Source organism: Amycolatopsis sp. WGS_07 (assembly GCF_045278895.1).
In the GTDB taxonomy this organism is placed as follows: Bacteria; Actinomycetota; Actinomycetes; order Mycobacteriales; family Pseudonocardiaceae; genus Amycolatopsis.
The window spans coordinates 444,426-463,006 of record NZ_CP136053.1; the positions used below are offsets into that span (position 1 = coordinate 444,426).

An 18,581-nucleotide genomic window follows, 5' to 3' on the forward strand; every position below is an offset into this window, starting at 1 on the left:
TTCCTTGCTGTCGTAGCGAAAAATCAGCGCGTAGTGTATCCGCCGTTGGCGAAAATCGTCTGCCCGGTGATCCACCAGCCCGACGTCGCCAGGAACGTCACGATCGGCGCGATGTCCTCGATCTTCGTCAGCTGCCCGCCCATCGCCTGCGACTTGTGGAATTCCACCCGTTCCGGGGTTTCCTGGCCGTAGAAGAACGGCGTGTCCATCGGACCGGGCCCGACCGCGGTGACCGAGATCCCGCGCGGCGCGAATTCCTTGGCCGCGGCGCGGGTGAAGTGCTCGACCGGGCTCTTGCCGCCCGCATACGTCGAGTACCCGTCGGTGAACGCGGCGAGCAGGCTGGTCACGATGGTGATGATCTTGCCGCCGTCGGCGACGTGCTTGCCCGCTTCCTTGATGAAGAAGTAGGCCGCCTTCGAGTTGATGTCGAACATCGAGTCGTACTCGTCTTCGGTGGTCTCGGTGATCGGCTTGCGCAGCACCTTGCCCACCGTGTTCACCGCGACGTCGATCGGCCCGAGCGCGGCCTCCGCGTCCGCGAACAGCTTCTCCACGTTCGCCGGGACGGTCAGGTCCCCGGTGAGCACGACGCCCTTGCCGCCCGCCGCCTCGACCGCGGCGAGCGTCTCGTCGGCCTGCGGACGGGTCGACTCGGAGTTGTAGTGGATCGCCACGTTCGCGCCGGCCTCGGCGGCCTGCCTGCTGACGAGCCCGCCGAGGTTCTTCGCCCCGGCGGCGACGAGGACGTTCTTGCCTTTGAGCGTGTGGTCGGTCATGCGTACCTCTCTTTATCGCTGATATGCATCACTGTATCACTGCCACAGCGGCTACCATAGCGGTGTGACACAGATTGCGAACGCGGATACACGGACCCGGCTCCTGGACGCCGCCGCCGAGCAGGTCGCCGCGACGCCGGGCGAGGACATCTCGCTGCGGGCGATCTGTGCGCAGGCCGGGGTGAAAATGCCGACGCTGTACCACTTCTTCGGCAGCAAACAGGGCCTGCTGGACGCGGTCGTCGAGCGTGGTTTCGACCTGTACCTCGCGGAAAAAGGCGCGCACGAACCGTCCGGCGACCCGATCCAGGACCTGCGCGACGGCTGGGACGCCCACGTCGCCTTCGGGATCGCGAACCCCGGCTTCTACACGCTCATGTACGGCCAGGTCCACCCCGGCCACGCGCCCGAGGCGCAGGAACGCCCCAGCGCGATGCTCCGCGCGCTGACCCGCGCCGCCGCCGACCAGGGACGGCTGACCGTCCCGCCGGACCAGGCGGCCGCGCACATCCTCGTGGCCAACATCGGGGTCACGCTGCGCCAGATCATCCTCGCCGAGGAGGACCGCGCATTGTCGGTGGCGGTGCGGGAGGGCGCGATCGCGGCGATCACCGGCACTTCGGCTGCCGGAGACCGGCATTCGGAGATCCATCGCGTGCTGGAACACGCTGCCGCGAACCCGGAAATCCTGGGGGCGGCGGAAACGCAGCTGCTGACTAAGTGGCTCCGGACCCTCGCCGAATCAAGCTGACGCTCCCGCAGACGTCAGCTCGCTGGGTCGGCGGGGCGATTCGCCTCTCGAAGGACGGCGGCGGCAGCGTTTCGCACCTCGTCAAGAACGCCGGTGACCCACTGTTCCGTGTCGGCATCCTTGAACTGGCTGTCCACCACGCCAGTCAGCACGGTCGCCGCCCGTGCCATCGCGGCGGCAAGCGCGCCGGCGGCGTCGGCCGTCCGGTCGATCCAGTCGTCGCCGTAGGCGTCGGACACGATCGCCACCGGCACCTGGTCGACGTTGTAGAAGGTCTGGCTGGCGTCGCGCGCCGCGGCCAGGAGCGCGAACACCCGGTCGGCGAGCGCGTCTCGGGCGCGCGCCACCGGGTGCCGCGGATAGGTCATGGCCTCGCGGCCAAGCAGGACTTCGACTTCCCGGGCGATCGTCACGGCCTTGTCCACGAACCGCTGGTTGGCCTTCGCGGTCTTCGCGGCCCAATCGCCCTCGAACGTCATCCGGTCATTATCGGGCTACATCCCGGCCCGTTCAGAAGGCCAGAGTGGGCAAATCGACAGCATGTGCCCCGCCGTCGGCCACCAGAACGGCCCCGGTGATGTAAGAAGACTCCGAAGACCCCAGGAACCGCACAATAGAAGCAATTTCCTCCGGTTCCGCGGGACGCCGCAACGGCACCTCGGCGGTCACTCGCCGGTAGCCCTCGTCGTGTCCGCCGTCGAACCCGGCCGCCTCGGCGAACTGATCCATCTCCCCGTCCGCCATCGGCGTCCGGACCCAGCCAGGACACACCGCGTTGGCCCGAACCCCGCGGGGCCCGTAATCCCGGGCGATAGACCGCGTCAACCCGATCAACGCGTGCTTGGCCACGGTGTAACCAGCGACATTAGGCCCAGCGAACAACCCGGCCAGCGAAGAAACAATCACCACCTGACCCCCGCTCTCCACCAGCGAAGGCAACGCGGCCCGGCAAAATACAAACGCACTGGACAAATTGGACCGGAGCGCGATCTCCCATTCCTCGTCCCCGGTGTCCACCACCGAGGACAACCCGTGCCCGCCAGCGTTCGCCACGATCACATCAAGCCGCCCGTACCGGGAGACGATCTCCGCGACAGCAGCCTCGGCGTCCTCCCGGACACTGGCGTCACAAGCGATCACGTGCGCACCGGTCTCCGCGGCGACCTTCTCCAACGGCTCCCGCCGCCGCCCCATCACCACGACCTGTGCGCCTTCCCCGGCATACCGCCGGGCCACCGCGGCCCCGATTCCCGTGCCGCCGCCGGTAATCGCCACGACTCGCGTGTCTGCCATCGTCATTCCTTCCCTTTCAAGCCGGAAACCCAGACCGAGCGGAAACGCCGAAATCGGCGAGCAGGGCCTGTCCGTTCACCGTCCGCGCCCGCGCGGAAGCCAGATACACCACCTGCTGGGCGACCTCCTCGGCCGCCTGCACCGGAAAGCCCGGCTCGTCCAGCAGGTCCCCCAAATCCCCCCGCGCCATCGGCGTGTCCACCACCGACGGGCACACGCAGTTGACCCGCACCCCGGCGAACTCGACCGACAACGCCCTGGTCAGCGAAACCACCGCGCCCTTCGACGCGCAGTAGGGCACCATCCCCGGCGCGCACACGAACGCCGAATCGCTGGCCAGGAAGACGATCGAACTCCCGTCCCCCAGCCACGGCCGGGCGTGCTTCGCCACCAGGAACTGTCCCAGCACGTTCACCGACAGCACCGCGGTGAAGTCCGCGGCGCTGGTCTCCGCGAGCGGCCGTCCGACCGGCCCGGAGATCCCGGCGCAGCCGACCACCACGTCGATTCCGCCGAAGGACTCCGCCACCAGCTGAACCGCCGCCGCGACCTGTCCCTCGTCGGTGACGTCGGCCCGCGCCGCGACGACTTCGCCGGGCAACGACGGCGGCCGGACCCGGTCCACCACCCCGACTCGTGCGCCCTCCTCGAGGAACGCCCGCGCGCACGCCAGTCCGATCCCGGACGCGGCCCCGGTGATCAGCACGGCCTTGCCGGAAAGATCGAGTCGCATCCGGCAATCCTCCAGCAACCGCGCGCCCGGGGATTGGCAACGAGTGCATCCTTGTTGTCAGCGGCCGCACGACCCCCGAGCCCGGCTACCGCTACCCCCGGGCCACCGCGAACACTGCGGCGAGGAGCGCGAAGGGACACCATGAGCAACGCACACCGCCACCCCTCGACCCGCTGACCGCCGACGAACTCGCCGCCGGCCGGGCAGTGCTGGAGGCGCAGGGGCTGGTCACCGAGACCACCCGGTTTCCGCAGGTCATCCCGGTCGAGCCGGACAAGGCCGCGGTACTGGCCGGCGCACCGGCCGACCGCCGGATCCAGTTCACCCTGCTCGACACCGCGACCGGCGAATCGGCCGACGCGGTCGTGTCGGTGACCAGTTCCGAGCTGGTCAGCCACGAGAAATGCGCCGAGGGCCAGCCGCCGTATCTCTTCGAGGAGTACGACCTGGCCGAGGCCATCACCAAGGCCTCGCCGGAATGGCAGGCCGCGATGCACCGCCGCGGCCTCGGCGACCGCATCGAGCACGCGTTCTGCGCCCCGCTCGCCCCGGGCTACTTCGGCCGCGAGGACGAGACCGGCCGGGTCATCCGCTCGCTCACCTTCCTGCGCGAGGACGAAACCGACAACCCCTGGTCGCGTCCGGTCGAAGGACTGGTCGCGCACCTCAACCTCACCGAACAGCGCGTCCTCCGGGTCGAGGACGAGGGCGACACCCCGGTCCCGGCGGATTCCGGCCGCTACGGCCACCACCCCGCGCGCACGACGCTCAAGCCGATCGAGATCACCCAGCCGGAGGGCCCGAGTTTCCAGGTCGACGGCTCGCTGGTCACCTGGGAGGGGTGGCAGCTGCGCGTCGGGTTCAACGCGCGCGAGGGCCTGACCCTGCACCAGCTGAGCTTCCAGGACCGTTCGGTGCTGTATCGCGCGTCGGTGCCGGAGATGGTGGTCCCCTACGGCGACACCTCGATCGGCCGGTTCTGGATCAGCTACTTCGACGCCGGCGAGTACCTGCTCGGCAAGAACGGCAACAGCCTGCGGCTCGGTTGCGACTGCCTCGGCGAGATCCGCTACTTCGACGCCTTCCTCGCCGACGACCACGGCCAGCCGGTGCGCGTGCCGAACGCGATCTGCATGCACGAGGAGGACTACGGGATCCTCTGGAAGCACACCGATCTCGACGGCAACGCCGAGGTCCGCCGGTCGCGCCGGCTGGTGATCTCGTCGATCTCCACCATCGGCAACTACGACTACGGCTTCTTCTGGTACCTCTACCTCGACGGCACCATCGAATGCGAGGCCAAGGCTACCGGCATCGTCTTCTCCGGGGCGGGCGAGCCCGGGGTCGCGCAGCCGCACGCGTCCGAGATCGCGCCCGGCCTCTTCGCGCCTGTGCACCAACACCTGTTCTGCGCGCGGCTGGACTTCGCGGTCGACGGCCAGCGCAACTCGGTGTACGAAGTGGACACTGTCGGCATTCCCATCGGCGAGAAGAACCCGTACGGCAACGCTTTCACCTGGAACGCCAGGCAGCTGCGCACCGAACAGGAAGCGAAGCGGCACGCGAACCCGGCGACCGCGCGGGTGTGGGAAGTCCGCAGCACCGAGCACACCAACCGGCTCGGCGCGCCGACCGCGTACCAGCTCGTCCCGCGTCCGTCGGCAACCCTGATGGCGCAGCCGGAATCGACCGTGTACCAACGCGCGACGTTCGCCACGAACCACCTGTGGGTCACGCCGTACGCGCCCGGCGAGCGCTTCCCGGCGGGCGACCGCCCCAACGCGCATCCGGGCGGGGCCGGTCTGCCCGCGTGGACCGCGGCCGACCGTTCGATCAGCGACACCGACGTCGTGCTGTGGCACGTCTTCGGCCCGACGCACATCCCGCGTCCGGAGGACTGGCCGGTCATGCCGGTCGACTACTCCGGATTCATGGTGCGCCCCTACGGGTTCTGCGACCGGAACCCGGCACTCGACCTGCCCTCGGCCGCCCACGGCCACTGTGACGACCACTGAGGAAGGCCCCACTTCATGCCCGCGACCAATCTGTCCGACACCTCCACCTGGCTGCCGCTCGACGGCCTGGCCCCCGGCTTCGACGCCAACAAAGCGGCCACTGTGGACGATCTCGACAACCAATCGTTCACTTTGGACTGTGCCGACGGCGGCACGTTCTCGATCAGCTTCGACAGCGGCCGCGCGTCGTGGAACGAGGACGGCACCGCCGGCGAGACCGCTTCCGAAACGTTCCTGGTGGACGCCGGACTGTTCTACGTGCAGTTCCACCCCGGCGCGGAAACGTCGTACAGCCTGCTGCTGGACGTGCGCCAGGGCCGCGCCCTGGTCATCACGAGCACGATCGGCGACGGACTTCCCCGTGTGACACAACGGTTCCGGCCCGCGACCATCCAGGGCCGCGAGGCGCACGGCGAGGAAATCGCGCCCAGCACGGCGCTGATCGGCCGCCGCGTGCAGTGGGTTTACAGCGAAGAGCACGCGTACGAGCACGTTTATCTCACCCCGCACTGGTACACCTGGCAGTGCCTGTCCGGACCGGAGCGCGGGCTCGCCGACACCGACGAGAACTCCGTGTACCAGATCCGGCCCGGGATCTACGTGTTCACCTGGCGGGAGAAGGTCATCCCGTGCGCGTCGGTGACCGTGGCCGACCACCGGAACGTACGGGAGCTGCGTTCGCACGGCTCGCTGTTCGGGCTCGGCGAGGACGGCAAGACGCCGACGCACTTCACCTTCGGCGCGTACGGCAGGCTGCTCAGCAACACCGTCTATTCGCCGGACTACGACCCCGCTGGACAGTGACCCGTGGCGCCTGAACTTCTCCTCACCAACGCCACTGTGTACACAGTGGACGAAGACCGGCCGTGGGCGACCTCGCTCGCGGTGGAGAACGGCCGGGTCACGACCGCCCCGGCCGGTCCGGACACCGAGGTCCGCGATCTCGGCGGCGCGTTCGTGCTGCCGGGTTTCGTGGACGTGCACAGCCACCACGCCCTCGCCGGGCGCGAATTGTTCGAGCTGCGCTTGAAAAGCGGTTCAGGCCTGGACGAAATCCTCGCCGCGGTACGGGATTGGGCGGCGGGACTCGGTCCGGACGAGTGGATCGTCGGCGGTGCCTGGCCGTCCACTTTGGCCCCGGAGCTTGGCCGCGAGTCCGTGCGGCGGGCGCTGGACGAGGCGGCGGGCGGCCGTCCGGTCGTGCTCATCGAGGACAGCAGGCACAACCGGTGGGCGAGCAGCCGGGCGCTGGAACTGGCCGGGATCACCGAGTCCACTTCGGACCCGACCGGCGGCACGATCCACCGCGACCCGGACACCGGCACGCCGACCGGGCTGCTGATCGAGACCGCGGGTTTGGCGGTGGAGCGCGCGATGCGGGACACGCGCACGCTCACCGCCGAACAGCACGCCGAAGCGTCACGGCGAGCGATCGAAATCCTGCACTCGTACGGGATCACCGCGTTCCAGGACGCCGGGGCCACCCTCGACATCCTCGCCGCGCTGAAAACCCTGGACGACGCGGGCGAACTGGCCGCGTGGGTCGTGTCGTCGATGCTGGTGAACGACCCGATCTTCGGCGCGGACCCGATCGGCAAACCGCTGCTCGACCGCGCCGCGGAGTACCGCAGCGAGCACCACCGGCCGGACTTCGTGAAGATCTTCCTCGACGGCACCCCGCCCGCGCACACCGCGGCGTTCCTTGAGCCGTACCTGCACCACGAGTGCTTCTGCGGCGACACCACGATGCCACCGGAGGAACTCGCGGACTGGCTGGACGTCGCCGTCGCGGCCGGGTTGTCCGCGAAGATCCACTGCGCGGGCGACGCGGCCGTCCGGGCCACTTTGGACGCTGCCGGAGCCCTGCGTGCCCGCGGCGACTACACGACGAGAATCCAAGTGGCACACGGCCAGTTCGTGCACCCGGACGACCTGGAACGGTTCGCGACCCTCAACGTGTCGGCGGACATCTCGCCGTTCCTGTGGGTGCCCGGCGTGATCCCGGAAGCCATCGCCCAGGTCATCCCCGCCGAACGCGCGGCGCGGATGCAGCCGAACCGCACCCTGCTGGACACCGGCGCACTGGTCGCCGGCGGTTCGGACTGGCCGGTGAGCGAATCCCCGAACGCCTGGGAGGGCATCGAGGGCCTGATCACCCGCCAGGACCCGTACGGCAAACACCCCGGGAGCCTGTGGCCGGAGCAGGCGATCACGCTGGCCGAGGCGATCCAGGTGTTCACGCTGAACTCGGCACAGGCGTGCGGGCTGGATGACGTGACTGGGTCGTTGAAGGCGGGGAAGTCGGCGGATTTCATCGTGCTGGACCGGGATCCGTTCAAGACGCCTGCGGACGAGTTGGCCGGGATCAAGGTGCGGGAGACGTGGTTTGGCGGCAAGCGGGTGTTTGAGGCGTCGTGAGTGGCGATCACGGTTCTAACTGCGATTGCCACTCACGACCTCCTCTCTCCTCCGGCACCAGCAGCACCACCCGGGCAGGCACCCCCACCGCAGCATAGGCAGCCAGGCGGTGGTGCCCGTCCAGAACCACACCCAGCAGGAACCGTTCGTGCCACTGGGCGCTGACGTACCGGTCCTCCGCTCACGCCAGCAGCAACGCCGCCGGGCGCTCGCCACGCGCGATGGCCCCCGCGTACCGGGAGACGGTCGCCGGGTCGAGTGCGTCCAGCGGTTGCGCCGGAACCACGCTGCCATACGTCGGCATCTCCCCGGGAATCACCTGCGGGGCTTGGAAATGCTCGATTCCCGGCCAGAAAGAATCCTCGCCCCACTCACCGCGCGTCTCGACGCGCCGCAGCCACCACGACTCCTCCGCCGTCCGCACGCGTTCGAGCGGAAGATCGGCCAGCAGCATCCGATAATGCCCGGTCTCCAACTCCCCGAGCAGAGGCTCGAGCGCCTGCACGGTCTCGACGGTGAGTTCCCGTGGTGCAGCAAGGACTTCTCGCACCTGGGCAGCACCGGCCAACGCTTCAGCCGGACCAAAGCCCAGCAAGCTCAACACCGTCTCGCAGGTTTCGCACCCGGACCCGACGCCGTAGCGCGCCCGTTCGCCGACGTACAGCGTCTGATCCCAGCGCGGCCACATCGACCCCGGCAACGACGGGTCATACTCGACGCGTACCCGCGCCCGGCCCTCATCGACGGAAAACCGGACCGCGTAAGGCGAATCGACGACGCACCGCACCTCCGTAACCGGCGCGGCACCGAGATCGAGCCCCGCCCAGGCCTGGCGGATGTCGCCGGAGAGCAGCGGAGAACGCCCGGTGAGCCGCACCAGCGCCCGATGGACGTCCCCGGCAGGCAGGTCCGGGCCGTTCGCCAGCCAGTCAAGCAGCATCGGCACCGCGGCTGGGTCGCCCATTTCCTCCAGCGCGACGGTGAGCGCGACGTGCTTGAGCCCGGCGAACGCGGACAGCCGCCGGGCGATCGGCACGGTCCATTCGCGCGCACCGAGCCTCGCCAGCGCGAGCGCCGCCCGGCCGCACAGCTCGTCGTCCTTCAGCAGCGCCCCCAGCGCTTTCGCCCGCCGGCGATCCCCGGACAGCCCCAACGCGTCGATGACCGGCACCGGGTAGCCCAGTTCCTTGACCAGCTGATCCAGCACCGGCGCGGGCACCGTCAGCCCCCTCCGCACCGCCGACGTCAGCAGTTCGGCCGTGCGGAGCTGAGCCAGCAGGTCGAGCAGGATGCCATCCGCCTGGAGCAGGTCCAGCAGGTACCCGAGCCGCCGTCGCTCCTCCTCGTTCGCGTCCGGGTACAGCTCGCCCGCTCGCGCGGCCAGGCCCGTAGGCGGGTTGGCGGCCAAGGCGTCGAGCGCGGGATAGTCGGCGGCGAGCAGGTCTTCCATGCGCCTGAGCCTACTGACGCGTTCACCCGGTTTACGCCAGCAGGAACTCCGCCACTCGCTCCCCCATCAGCACCGCGGGCGCGTTGGTGTTCCCGCTGATCACCCGCGGCAGCACGGACGCGTCCGCGACCCGCAGCCCGGACACCCCGCGCACCGCGAGCTTCGGGTCCGTCACCGCCAGCTCGTCGGTCCCCATCCGGCAGGTGCCCACCTGGTGGTGGTAGGTGATCGCGGTGCGCCGCACGTACTCCCGCACGTCCGCCGGGCCCGGGTACAGCTCCCGCGCGCCCCACTCCTCCGCCAGCGCCGGGGCACGGCCGATCAACCGGCACTGCTCCACCGACGCGACCAGGCTCTCGAAGTCCGCCGGGTGCGCGAGCGCGGCGAGGTCGATCAGCGGCATCTCGTTCGGATCGGTGCTGCGCAGCCGCAGCGTGCCCCGGCTCTGCGGCGTGATCATGCCCGCCATCAGCGAAAACCCGGTCGGCGGACCGGTCATCCACGGTTCGTACATCGGCACGCTGAAGTGGATCGGCTGCGTGTCCGGCACCGTGAGGCCCGGGCGGCTGCGCCAGAACAGGTGCGTCTGGGTCACCGAACGACCGCTCCGCGGCGGCTCGACCTCGCGCCGGTCGGTGGCGAAGAGGACCGGCGACAGCAGGTGGTCGTGCAGGTTCTCGCCGACTCCCGGCAGATCGGCGACGACGTCCAGGCCCAGCGCGGCGACGTCGTCGGCCGGGCCGATTCCGCTGCGTAGCAGGATCGCCGGGGACGCCAGCGCGCCGGCGGCGAGCACGACCTGATCGGCGAACAGCGGCTCCAGTTCGCCGTCGATCTCCGCCAGGACACCGATGCACCGATCGCCCTCGAACAGCACGCGATGCACCAGCGCGCCGGTCCGCACGGTCATCTGCTCGGCGACCGGTTCGCCGTAGCAGAGCCAGGTGTTGCGTCGCCGTCCGCCGGTCATCGTGACCTGCTGCACGGAGATTCCGTCGAGGACGCCGTCGTTGTAATTGTCGTTGTACGGCAAACCGATCTCTTGCGCGGCGTCCAGAATGGACTGCTGGATCGGCTGCAGCGGATCGTGCCGTTCCAGGTCGAGCAGGTCGCGCTCGATCCGTTCGTAGACCGGACGCACGTCGTCCCAGGTCCAGCCGGGCAGCTCCCAGCCGTCGTAGTCCGCCGCCGCGCCGCGGACCCAGATCATCGCGTTCAGCGAATGCGATCCGCCGAGCACCTTGCCGCGCGGCAGATGCAGCCGCCGGTTGCCCGCGTGCGGCTGCGGCACCGTGTAGTAGTCCCAGTCCTCGGCGGCGTGCCACAGCTCCGCCGCGCGCGACGGGTCGTGGATCGCCGCGTTCGTGTCCGGTCCGCCCGCTTCCAGCAAGGTCACCTTCGCGCCCGCGTCGACCAGCCGCCGGCACACCACCGAGCCCGCCGAGCCCGCACCCACCACGATCACGTCCATCCCCCGATCCTGACCGGTCCCCCGGCCGCGCCCGCGATTGTCTTCACTGGCCGACAACGGGCGTGCCCTCGCGGACAAGACCCCTCGCCCTCCGCGCGCCGATACTCGGAAGCGACCAGAAGATTTGGGACTAGGGAGCACCGATGCCGACACGCCTGTTCATCGACGGTCAGTGGACGGAGGCCGGCGGGGAGCCCATCCCGACCCGCGATCCGGCCACCGGCACGGTTCTCGAAGACGTCGGGACGGCGACCCAGGCCGACGTCGACGCCGCGGTCGCCGCCGCGCGCCGCGCGCTGACCTCGCCGGAGTGGGCCGGGCTCGCGCCGGTGCAGCGGGCCAAACTGCTGTTCCGGCTCGCCGACCTCGTCGACGAGCACCACGAGGAACTCGCCGCGCTCGAAACCCGCGACCAGGGCCAGCCGATCGGCATTTCGCGGCAGGTGAGCGTGACCGGCGCGGCCGAGCACCTGCGCTACTTCGCCGGCTGGGTCACGAAGATCCAGGGCACCACGAACCCGGTTTCGTTCCCGGACACCCTGCACTACACGCGCCGCGAGCCGGTCGGCGTGAACGCGCTGATCACGCCGTGGAACTTCCCGCTGATGATCCTGGTGTGGAAGCTCGCGCCCGCGCTCGCCACCGGCAACACCGTGGTGATCAAGCCGAGCGAGGTCACTCCGCTGACCAGCATCCGGCTGGTGCAGCTGGCCGAGCAGGCCGGGATCCCGGCGGGCGTGGTCAACCTGGTGACCGGCGACGGCCCGGTCGGCGCGATGCTGAGCGCGCACCACGACGTCGACCACGTGTCCTACACCGGTTCGACCGCGGTCGGGAAGCTGATCACCGCGGCGAGCGCCGAGTCCAACCTCAAGCGGCTGACCCTCGAACTGGGCGGCAAGGCCCCGAGCATCATCGCCGCCGACGCCGACCTGGACGCCGCCGTCGCGGGCAACCTGGCCGGCGCGACGCTGAACACCGGTCAGGTCTGCGCGGCGTACACGCGGTTCTACGTGGACCGCAAGCGCGAGCAGGAGTTCGTCGAGAAGATGGCCGCCGGGCTGGCCGGGCTGCAGGTCGGCCCGGGCTTGGAGGAGACGACGCAGGTCGGCCCGCTGGTGTCGGACAAGCACCGCAGGCACGTGGCGAACCTCGTGGCCACCGGCCGTTCCGAAGGCGCGGACCTGATCACCGGCGGCTCGGAGGTCGACCGCGACGGCTACTTCTACCAGCCGACCCTGTTCGCGGGCGTCACCGACACCATGACGATCATGCGCGAGGAGATCTTCGGCCCGGTGCTGGCGGTGACCCCGTACGACGACCCGGACGAACTGGTCGCCCGCGCGAACGACACCCAGTACGGCCTCGCCGCGACCGTCTGGACCCGCGACATCCGTACCGCGCAACGCTATGCGGACGGGATCCGGGCCGGGGCGGTGTTCGTGAACATGCCGCCGATCCCGGACATGGCCGCTCCGTGGGGCGGGTACAAGGCTTCGGGCTGGGGCCGCGAGATGGGCCCGTGGGCGCTGGACGCCTACACCGAGACCAAGGCGGTCTGGCTGCACTACGGCTACTGAACGCCGCCGGGGCTCGGCAGCCGGTCTGCCGGGCCCCGGTCAGCGGGCCAGTTCGGCCAGCGACAGCAGCAAATGCGCCGACTCCGGGTACCAGATGTCCGAATGCGCCCCGGCTGGATTCCACCACCGCCCGCGCCGGAACCGCCAGCCTGACTCGACATTGACGATCCGGCAGTCCATTTCGGACCGTGAGTACTCCGCTTCCACCTTGTGCAGCACCGTGTTCGCGACGTCCCCGGCGGGGGCTTTCACGCCGACGTTCCCGATCCCCGGCACCCGTTCCGCCAGCCGGTGCCACAGGCCGGTCGCCCGGTCGAAGCGGGAGCGGGTCAGCACGATCGGCCCGTTGATCGGAGCGTCGCGCAGCACCGGAGCGAACCGGCCGGTGAAGATGTCCGGCCGGGCGGCCATCTGGAACACCAGCAGAGTGTCCACAGTGTACGGATAACGCGGGTCGGCGCGGTCCCAGCCAAGCACCGGCGGACCGTCGCCCGCGGCCGCCTGCACCGCCTCCACCACAAAGCGACCGCCGAAAGAATGCCCAACGCAGTGCAGGTACTGCCCGGTGACCGTCCGCAGACTCGGTGCGCTGCCGGGCAATTGCCGTTCCGCGTTCAGATACCCGAGCAGCTGGCCGAGCGCCTCGGCGGCGCGTCCGTCGGTGGTCATCTTGTGCGCGCGATCGCGGATCCGCCGGTAGCCGGTGAGGAACGGGTTGCTCATCGACGGCCAGCGCACCATCACGTAAAACCCTTGCCACGCACCAAGCCCTTCGTAAGACCCGGCCGCGTGACGCTCTTCGAGCAGCCTGAAGAACTGCCGGGCGCGGCGGTCCGCGGTCTCCCGGTTGTTCTGCCAGCCGTGCACGAACACGACGATGTCGGTCGCCGTCGCCGGAACTTCCAGCCACCGCGCCAGAAACCGCGGCGTCGCCTCGGCAGGCACCGGACGGCCGGTTTCCGGGTCCACGAAATCGCCGTGCTCGTCGAGGTCGAGGATCACCGGTTCGGTCACGGCCGCCCTTCCTGCCACAGATGCACGTCGATCCCGCGATACAGCGAAAACATCAGCCCGAGCGGATTGTGGTGGTCGTCGGCGAACGAACGCGCCAGCGACCGCACGATGTCGCCCAGTTTCCCGCCCGAATCGATGAATTCGGTGAACAGCCGCTGCGAGTACTCGCACGCGAACGCGGGCGGCAGGTCGATCTGCGGGCCGATCAGGCAGCGTCCGCCGTTGCCGAGCAGCGCTTTGCCGAACGCCGAGTAGAACGCCGACGTCACCTGCCCGCCCTGGCACGCCCCGACGTACACGAACGGCCGCGTCGGCAGCGGAGCCTCGGTCAGCCACGCGGTCACGTCGGTGCCGTAGATCCGTTCGCCGTCGCCGAGCTTCAGGTACGGCTGCTCGACCCGGCCGTCGGACGCGCTCACCTTGCCGTGGCAGCCGAAATACGTGACGTGGTCGGCGAAATCGCGGCTGCGGAAGTGCGCGGCCAGCGTCTTCTTGTCCGGCCGCAGCACCACCTCCGCCCGGCCGTGGAAGAACTCGACCACCGGCGCGATGTAGGGCGTGTCCGGGAACTGCCGGTCCACGCCGTGGTCCACGTTGAGCCCGACGACCGGTTTCCCGCCGTCCACGGTGATCCGCGCGTCGAAGTCGTCGACCCGGGAGAAAGTGTGCTCCACGACGTGCCGGTATCCCCAGAACCCGGCGATCGACCAGTGCTCGTCGTCCGGATACTCGTCCGGCTGCACCGGCGACGTGTAGAGCATGCCCCACGGCACGATCAGGCTGTCCGATTCGACGCTGATCACGTTCTCGCCCTCGGCGAGCGCCAGTTCCAGCAGCGTACGGATCCGCTGCAGCCCGCGGTCCGGGCCCACGAAGAGCAGCCGGTACATCAGATGCCCGGCTTCGGCGAGCGCGGAACCGGCCCGCTCCAGCAGTTCCGGCCGCCCGGACAGGTCCCAGCCGTCGGCGAACGGATGCCGCCGCGGCCCGCGTTCGGTCCGTTCGGCGAGGTCGACGACGTGGCGCTGCCACGTTTCGCGGAGGATGTCGATGCGGGAGTTCAGCTCGTCGAGACTGTGCGCGATCCGGCCCTGGTACCCGCCGCCGCCGTCCTCCGGGAACGCGCTCCCCCAAGCCTGCACGAGAAGCCCGCGCTCGTGGTGGAGTTCGAGAAAGCGCAGGTTGACCGTCCGCGCCCGGTTGTACGGCGGCACCGCGACCCGGCTCAGCCCGGCAGTGTTGTCGACGGTCACCTCGGTACTCAGCTGACGGGTCATGACGGCACCTCCACCGGCAGCGCGGCCGCGATTTCCAGGAGCAGCTGAGCGTCGTGCTCGCGGTAGATCCGAAACGCCAGCCGCAGCGGCCCCGGTGCACGAGGGACGACGGCGAACTCCGCCGGATCGCGCAGCCGGTCCCCGGTGATCCAGCCGATCCGCGACATCGGTTCGGCCACCCCGGGCGCGGCGTCGAGCAGGACCCGCACGCGCACCACCCCCGACTGCGCGGCCGAGGGTTCCTTGCGCCGCACCGAAACCGCGACCCGCACCGGCTGCCCGACGACCGCCGGACCGTCGGCGTCGCATTCGACGGTCGCCTCCAGCAACCCCGGAGCCGGACGCGGGACCTCGTCCGGCGGTCGCGCGCCGCGCGCCCGGGGCCAGAGCACCTTCCGGGAGTACAACGGTTCCAGCTCCGGATCCAGCTGATCAGGGGGCACCGGATAGCCGACCCGGCCGGTGCGCCGGACAGTGGGCCGCGAATCCGCGCGCAGGGAATCCGCCCGCCGCGAATCGGCCCGCCGGGAATCGGCCCGGCGGGAATCGGCCCGGCGGGAATCGGCCCGGCGGGAATCGGCCCGGCGGGAATCGGCCCGGCGGGAATCCACGGTGCGCGAGTCGACGTGGCGAGAATCCACGATCCGCGAATCGGCCCCGCGCCGTACGACCGAAACCCGGATCGTGCTGCTGCGCATCGCCGACTCGTACCGCGCCGAGTCCAGCACCTCCACGTCCTCCTCGGCTGGCACCAGCACCTCGGACGGAACCTTCTCGCGTTCCTCCGGCCGCGCCGAAATCCGTTCTGGGAGAAGGTCTTTGCCCGCCAGCGGGCCGCGAAGACTCACCAGCCCGTGCTCCGCGTCGACGATGTCCACCAGCAGCCGCAACCGGGCCAGCACCGCCTCGTTCCCTTGTGCGGCAGCCAACGCCACCGCCGAACCCAGCGCGTCCGTCACGGCACGCGCATCCCCTTCGCGGTAAGCGAAATACGCGGCGTCGATCGCGTCCGCGAGCCCAGACGACCCGGTCGCGTCGTCGGTCAGCCGCACGGAAACGGTCTCCGCCTCCGAATGCACGGACCCCAGCTTCACCCACATCGCGATGAGCTGATTCTCTTCCTCCCGTGCCATTCCCGACGGCACCAGCAAGTGCAGCGCATACCTCCGGGTCTCCCCTGGAGCCCAGCTCCCGAGGCCGAGCACCGAATCGCCGATTTGCCGCGCTGGCAGCGGCATCTCGACTTCCACCGGAGCCAGCTGGCGGACGCCGTACACCACGCAACCCGGTGCTTCGCGCAGGAACAGCCGCGTCTCGCCGCCCTCGGAACCGGCCGTGATCGCGACCGTCACGGTCGTGCGGTAAGTGCGCGGCGGCAGGTACCCAGGGTGGTGCACCACGACTCTCGGCCGCGAGTCCTGTTGCAGCGCCTCGGCACCGCGCACCCGGCTGGCGTGCCCCCGCAGCACCGGCCATCCCCGTTCCGAGTGCTCGCCATAGATCTGGATGAGCTGGTTCCGGACTTCACGCAGATCAGGCAGCCGGGCGGCGACGGACGGTTCGAAGGCCAGCCGCACGATGGTCTCTCCAACCACCGCGGTGAGCCGGTCCTGCTCGTCCTCGTCCAGGTCCAGCGCGCCGAGCCGGGACCACGCGACGGTGGCTTCCGCCAAGCTCGGCAGCCCCGCGTCACCCGGCCGGATCGCGGCGAGCGCTCGCACCGCGCCTGCCCGAGCGGCGGCGGTGTCGGGCACGTCGTCCAGCACCGCGGCCGCACCCACCCGATCGCTCGGCCCAAGCCGGGTCCGCGCGAGCCCGAACGCCGCCGAAACCACGTTCCGGTCGCGCACCCACACCGCTTCGTAATACCTCGCCGCGGGCGCGAGCATGCCGAGCAGTTCCGCGCAGAAACCCAACGCCAGCAACGGCGTCAGCTCTCCCGGAACCAGCCGCGCGCACTCCCGGAACGCGCTGTCCGCGGCGTCGATCGTCCCGCGCTCCAGCGCCGATACGGCATTGCCCCACTGCCACGCGACTTCTTCGTGCGCGGCGGGAAGCACGGACGGCAAGACCCTTGCCAGGTCATCGTGCCGCGGCGGCTCGTCGGCCCGCAGCGGCGGTTCCAGGTCCCAAGCACTCCACTCCGGCACGCCGAGCCCGCCCGGGGCAAGTCCGCGAGGATCGCCGAACACTCGCGACGCGGCCGGGCGCGGCACGCGGGTGCGCTGGCTGATCAACTGCCGCAGCACCCCGCGCACCTGATCGGCCATCTCGTCCGCGGTGCGGAACCGCACGGCGAAATCGTCGGTCGCCCGGTCGATCAGCGCCTGCAGCATCTCCCATCCGACGCTGCCCCGCGGCCCGGAGCAAGCACGCAGCAACTCGGCCATGGTGCGGCCGACCGAATAGAGATCCGAACGGACGCTGAGGCCCCGCTCGTGCAGCTCAGCGTCCGGCTGGTAGCCCGGGGTGCCGACGATGACGCTGTCCCGATCGCCCTCCCGGCGGACCGAACCGAGGTCCACCAGGGTGATCCGGTCGCCGTCCTGCAGCACGTTGTCCGGTTTCAGATCGACGTACAGCAGCCCCCGCTCGTGCAGGTATCCGACCGCCTCCAGCAGCTGCAGCCCGTACGCCGCGACCTGCTCCGGACGCAGCCGTTTCGCCCGCCGGAGCACCGTCCGCAGCGAAATCCCGCGCACGTACTCCATCACCAGATACCCGGTGAGCCGGCCGGTGTCCGGATCCGGATGCTCGACATGTGCGAGGGTGCGGACCACGTTCGGATGGTCCAGTTCCAGCAGCCGCGGGAGGACGGCGGCCTGCGCGGCGGCCAGCGCCCCGCCGCGGTCCCGCTCCGCGATCAAGCCCTTGAGCACCACGAACCGGCCGTCGTCCGCCTCGTCGCGGGCGAGGTAGATCCAGCTGTACCCGCCGTGCGCGAGGCAGCCCGCCACCGAGTAGCGACCGGCGACGAGCGTGCCCGGCTCCAGCCGAGGCAGGAACGCGAACGGCGTGCCGCAGTGGATGCAGTAGCCGCGCACCCGGCCGGACCGATCCGTGGTGCCGCGCCCCACCTCTTCCCCGCACCTCGCGCAAAACCGATGCCGTTCCGGCAGCGCCGCGTCGGTCAGGACGGCGTCCAGCGGCTCCGGCGGGGCCGTCTTCGGCAGCGCGACCCGCAGCTCACCGGCGTCCGGCGCGGGCAGACCGAGGGCGACCAGCTCGTCGAGCCGGTCCTCCATCGCCGAATCGGCGGTCACCCACTTGCGCACCTGCGGGAAGTACGCCAGCACGGTCTCCGCCGGGACCAGCCACCGCCCGTTCCCGGTCACCACGATCCCGAGCAGCCGCCCGGTGCCGCGAGCGAACGCGGGGCACCCGGAAAACTCCGCGCCCGCCGGGTCGTCCCGCAGGGTCAGCGGCACCCGCTCGCCGTCCGGCTCCCCGGTCGTGGCCTCCGCCCCAACACCGGTGCCGCCCGGCAAAAGCCAGTGGAGCACGACTTCCCGCGCGGATCCGGTCAGCCGCCGCAGCGTCGCACCGGGCCCGGCAGGAGTGTCCAGCTCGAGCAGCGCCAGGTCACCGCGGTTGTCCGCGAGCGGCGGCACCAGCCCGGCCAGCGACGCGGGACCGGCCGAGTCGATATCGAAGGCGGTTTCGCCACCGACCACCCGCGAGCTGGTCAGGACGTACCGGCCGCCGATCAGCACCCCGGCGCCGAGGAAACGGCCGCCGGCAGCATGGATCCGCGTCTGCCCCGTATTCCACCCCAGATCGACGGCCACGAAGTTCAACTT

General features: G+C 70.2%; 14 protein-coding genes. 5 read left to right on the forward strand and 9 right to left on the reverse strand.

The features are described 5' to 3' along the window. Nucleotides 1-23: 23 nt before the first annotated feature. Nucleotides 24-779, reverse strand: a complete 756-nt coding sequence (locus tag RPX00_RS02030) for an SDR family oxidoreductase (protein ID WP_406636897.1) — start codon at nucleotides 777-779, stop codon at nucleotides 24-26. A 64-nt stretch (nucleotides 780-843) separates the two neighbouring features. On the opposite strand from RPX00_RS02030, the gene RPX00_RS02035 reads away from it, so the two are divergent. Further along, nucleotides 844-1,530: a TetR/AcrR family transcriptional regulator gene (locus RPX00_RS02035; RefSeq protein WP_406636899.1), complete on the forward strand. Its 687-nt coding sequence runs from the start codon at nucleotides 844-846 to the stop codon at nucleotides 1,528-1,530. A 14-nt stretch (nucleotides 1,531-1,544) separates the two neighbouring features. Here RPX00_RS02035 and RPX00_RS02040 read toward each other — a convergent pair whose 3' ends face one another. The 3 genes from RPX00_RS02040 to RPX00_RS02050 are packed head-to-tail and all read right to left on the reverse strand — an operon-like array spanning nucleotide 1,545 to nucleotide 3,556. Then, nucleotides 1,545-2,009 (reverse strand): hypothetical protein, encoded by a 465-nt coding sequence (locus RPX00_RS02040; RefSeq protein ID WP_406636901.1) that lies wholly within the window; start codon nucleotides 2,007-2,009, stop codon nucleotides 1,545-1,547. A gap of 31 nt (nucleotides 2,010-2,040) precedes the next feature. Beyond that, nucleotides 2,041-2,823: an SDR family NAD(P)-dependent oxidoreductase gene (locus tag RPX00_RS02045; protein ID WP_406636903.1), complete on the reverse strand. Its 783-nt coding sequence runs from the start codon at nucleotides 2,821-2,823 to the stop codon at nucleotides 2,041-2,043. Nucleotides 2,824-2,839: 16 nt separating this feature from the next. After that, the gene (locus RPX00_RS02050; RefSeq protein WP_406636905.1) at nucleotides 2,840-3,556 is read right to left on the reverse strand and encodes an SDR family NAD(P)-dependent oxidoreductase; all 717 of its coding nucleotides are present in this window, start codon (nucleotides 3,554-3,556) and stop codon (nucleotides 2,840-2,842) included. 173 nt (nucleotides 3,557-3,729) lie between these two features. Here RPX00_RS02050 and RPX00_RS02055 point away from each other — a divergent pair, with 173 nt between their 5' ends. The 3 genes from RPX00_RS02055 to RPX00_RS02065 are packed head-to-tail and all read left to right on the forward strand — an operon-like array spanning nucleotide 3,730 to nucleotide 7,989. Continuing rightward, complete coding sequence (locus RPX00_RS02055; protein WP_406642731.1) at nucleotides 3,730-5,571, forward strand: primary-amine oxidase; 1,842 nt, start codon at nucleotides 3,730-3,732, stop codon at nucleotides 5,569-5,571. A gap of 15 nt (nucleotides 5,572-5,586) precedes the next feature. Continuing rightward, on the forward strand, nucleotides 5,587-6,375 hold the full coding sequence (locus RPX00_RS02060; RefSeq protein ID WP_406636907.1) for a molybdenum cofactor biosynthesis F family protein: 789 nt from the start codon (nucleotides 5,587-5,589) through the stop codon (nucleotides 6,373-6,375). Between the two features lie 3 nt (nucleotides 6,376-6,378). Continuing rightward, a complete protein-coding gene (locus RPX00_RS02065; protein ID WP_406636909.1) occupies nucleotides 6,379-7,989 on the forward strand; it encodes an amidohydrolase in 1,611 nt (536 codons plus the stop codon). Between the two features lie 181 nt (nucleotides 7,990-8,170). On the opposite strand, the gene RPX00_RS02070 is transcribed toward RPX00_RS02065, so the two are convergent. After that, nucleotides 8,171-9,439, reverse strand: coding sequence for a hypothetical protein (locus RPX00_RS02070; protein WP_406636911.1), 1,269 nt, complete (start codon nucleotides 9,437-9,439; stop codon nucleotides 8,171-8,173). Nucleotides 9,440-9,470: 31 nt separating this feature from the next. Further along, nucleotides 9,471-10,910, reverse strand: a complete 1,440-nt coding sequence (locus tag RPX00_RS02075) for a GMC family oxidoreductase (protein WP_406636913.1) — start codon at nucleotides 10,908-10,910, stop codon at nucleotides 9,471-9,473. 143 nt (nucleotides 10,911-11,053) lie between these two features. Here RPX00_RS02075 and RPX00_RS02080 point away from each other — a divergent pair, with 143 nt between their 5' ends. Beyond that, the gene (locus RPX00_RS02080) at nucleotides 11,054-12,490 is read left to right on the forward strand and encodes an aldehyde dehydrogenase family protein (RefSeq protein ID WP_406636915.1); all 1,437 of its coding nucleotides are present in this window, start codon (nucleotides 11,054-11,056) and stop codon (nucleotides 12,488-12,490) included. A gap of 39 nt (nucleotides 12,491-12,529) precedes the next feature. On the opposite strand, the gene RPX00_RS02085 is transcribed toward RPX00_RS02080, so the two are convergent. The 3 genes from RPX00_RS02085 to RPX00_RS02095 are packed head-to-tail and all read right to left on the reverse strand — an operon-like array spanning nucleotide 12,530 to nucleotide 18,569. Further along, nucleotides 12,530-13,504, reverse strand: a complete 975-nt coding sequence (locus tag RPX00_RS02085) for a hypothetical protein (RefSeq protein ID WP_406636917.1) — start codon at nucleotides 13,502-13,504, stop codon at nucleotides 12,530-12,532. Next, on the reverse strand, nucleotides 13,501-14,781 hold the full coding sequence (locus RPX00_RS02090) for a hypothetical protein (RefSeq protein WP_406636919.1): 1,281 nt from the start codon (nucleotides 14,779-14,781) through the stop codon (nucleotides 13,501-13,503). Before RPX00_RS02090 ends, RPX00_RS02085 begins: the two co-directional genes overlap by 4 nt. Next, nucleotides 14,778-18,569, reverse strand: coding sequence for a tetratricopeptide repeat protein (locus RPX00_RS02095; RefSeq protein ID WP_406636921.1), 3,792 nt, complete (start codon nucleotides 18,567-18,569; stop codon nucleotides 14,778-14,780). Before RPX00_RS02095 ends, RPX00_RS02090 begins: the two co-directional genes overlap by 4 nt. Between the last annotated feature and the right edge of the window lie 12 nt (nucleotides 18,570-18,581).

Bases quoted from the DNA above. Each gene is read 5' to 3' on its own strand.
- RPX00_RS02030 (WP_406636897.1), bottom strand. From the start codon at position 779: ATGACCGACCACACGCTCAAAGGCAAGAACGTCCTCGTCGCCGCCGGG.
- RPX00_RS02080 (WP_406636915.1), top strand. From the start codon at position 11,054: ATGCCGACACGCCTGTTCATCGACGGTCAGTGGACGGAGGCCGGCGGG.
- RPX00_RS02070 (WP_406636911.1), bottom strand. From the start codon at position 9,439: ATGGAAGACCTGCTCGCCGCCGACTATCCCGCGCTCGACGCCTTGGCC.
- RPX00_RS02075 (WP_406636913.1), bottom strand. From the start codon at position 10,910: ATGGACGTGATCGTGGTGGGTGCGGGCTCGGCGGGCTCGGTGGTGTGC.
- RPX00_RS02050 (WP_406636905.1), bottom strand. From the start codon at position 3,556: ATGCGACTCGATCTTTCCGGCAAGGCCGTGCTGATCACCGGGGCCGCG.
- RPX00_RS02090 (WP_406636919.1), bottom strand. From the start codon at position 14,781: ATGACCCGTCAGCTGAGTACCGAGGTGACCGTCGACAACACTGCCGGG.
- RPX00_RS02045 (WP_406636903.1), bottom strand. From the start codon at position 2,823: ATGGCAGACACGCGAGTCGTGGCGATTACCGGCGGCGGCACGGGAATC.
- RPX00_RS02060 (WP_406636907.1), top strand. From the start codon at position 5,587: ATGCCCGCGACCAATCTGTCCGACACCTCCACCTGGCTGCCGCTCGAC.
- RPX00_RS02040 (WP_406636901.1), bottom strand. From the start codon at position 2,009: ATGACGTTCGAGGGCGATTGGGCCGCGAAGACCGCGAAGGCCAACCAG.